The sequence below is a fragment of the Holdemanella sp. genome (genome assembly GCF_056804935.1).
The window spans coordinates 1-1,586 of the sequence record NZ_DBMEXE010000288.1 but is presented as its reverse complement, the minus strand read 5'-3'; the positions used below and the strand labels follow the sequence as shown (position 1 = coordinate 1,586).

The following is a 1,586-nucleotide window of genomic DNA, read 5'->3' as shown; positions in this document are numbered from 1 at the left end:
TCCCAAAAGAAAATGCAGAATTCCATATTGGTCTTCTACATAATGTAAAATAATTTTAACTCTTTTCTGAAAAAATTGAAAGCTTATCCTAAAATCACATCCAATACCATCATCACACAAAATCCAAACAAGAAAGAAATTGTTGGAAGATTCGAATGTTTTCCTTGAGCCATTTCAGGAACAAGTTCTTCAACCACCACAAACAACATGGCCCCTGCCGCAAAGCTTAAACAAAACGGTAGGCATTGTAGGATCCAATTTGAAAATAAAATTGTGACATAACCAAATATAGGTTCAACAATACCCGATAATGAACCTATCAAAAACGCCTTATGTTTTGAACAGCCATTGCTCTTTAAGGGTAAAGAAAGAATGGCTCCTTCCGGAAAATTTTGTATCGCAATCCCAATGGATAAAGCTAAAGCCGCATATATACTTCCCGTTTGAATCGCTTGTGCTAGTACTATGCCAACAGCCATACCTTCTGGAATATTATGCAAAGTTACCGCAAAGACTAGCTTTGTCGTTTTCTTAAAATGCGATTCTTTTCCCTCTTCATCATTTGTTCCAGGATGCATATGAGGAACAATACAATCCAAGAAAAGTAGTAATAAAGCTCCTAAAAATATGCCAAGCACAATGACCAAGATATTCTTTTCTTGATTCATCGCTGGAATCAATAAAGACCAAATACTTGCAGCCACCATGACACCCGAGGCAATGCCAGAAAAGCATCTAGATAAAAGTTCATTCTTTTTATTTTTGATAAAGAACACAACGGCTGAACCCAAAGTCGTTCCAAAAAAAGGAATTAGTAATCCTAACCACATAATCATCACCATAGTCAGTTTAAACTAATCCCTTTATATTCGTCAATTCAAACGCAAATTGTATCTAAATCCATGATGTTCAATATAATCCTCTAAGATCCATCCCTTATCATGAATTTCTTTAGCTGCTTCTTTTCCTACATATCTAAAATGCCATGGCTCGTTGGTAGCTCCTGTACGGTCTCCCGTATTTTCTGGGAAGCGTAAAATAAATCCATATTTATAGGCATTTTGTTCAATCCAATTATAGTCAGGTGTTTCACCAAATGTTCCATATTCTCCATTCATTACACTTTGACTTGTTAGATCCACACTCAATCCACATTGGTGTTCACTCGATCCTGGAATCGAAACTAGACTTGCCGCATAAGCTGCATCATACATCGCAAAATATTCATTATATACTGCTAATTGTGTATCATAAGAACGATACGAACTCTTAATCGCAATACTATAGCCTTGTTTCAAGCCATCCTTATACATCTTTTCAAGGGCACTTGCCGCTTCATCTCTTAATTGTCCCACTTCTGTTTCATAAGGAATATTCACATCTCTAAGATCCTTAGGGACATAGTCACTAGGTACACTAAATCCATTTTTAATTAGAATCAATGTATCTTCTGGACTTTCAATCGTATAAGAGCGACTGTCTTTTTTACTTGAATCAATCCCTGGATAAGACACTTGTAAAACTGCCTTTAATGGGCTTAACCCAGAATCTACATATTTTTTGATGTCTTGAATTTGTGCCCCTTT

Annotated in this window: 2 protein-coding genes; both read right to left on the bottom strand. The window is 36.1% G+C overall.

Features of this window, described 5'->3' with window-relative positions; all coding sequences use genetic code 11:
* Positions 1-83: 83 nt before the first annotated feature.
* The gene (locus ACZQCL_RS09395; RefSeq protein WP_482483016.1) at positions 84-836 is read right to left on the bottom strand and encodes a ZIP family metal transporter; all 753 of its coding nucleotides are present in this window, start codon (positions 834-836) and stop codon (positions 84-86) included.
* Positions 837-872: 36 nt separating this feature from the next.
* Positions 873-1,586 (bottom strand): M15 family metallopeptidase (locus tag ACZQCL_RS09390; protein WP_482483014.1); only part of this gene is annotated, 714 nt, incomplete at its 5' end.

Bases quoted from the DNA above. Each gene is read 5' to 3' on its own strand.
- ACZQCL_RS09395 (WP_482483016.1), bottom strand. From the start codon at position 836: ATGATTATGTGGTTAGGATTACTAATTCCTTTTTTTGGAACGACTTTG.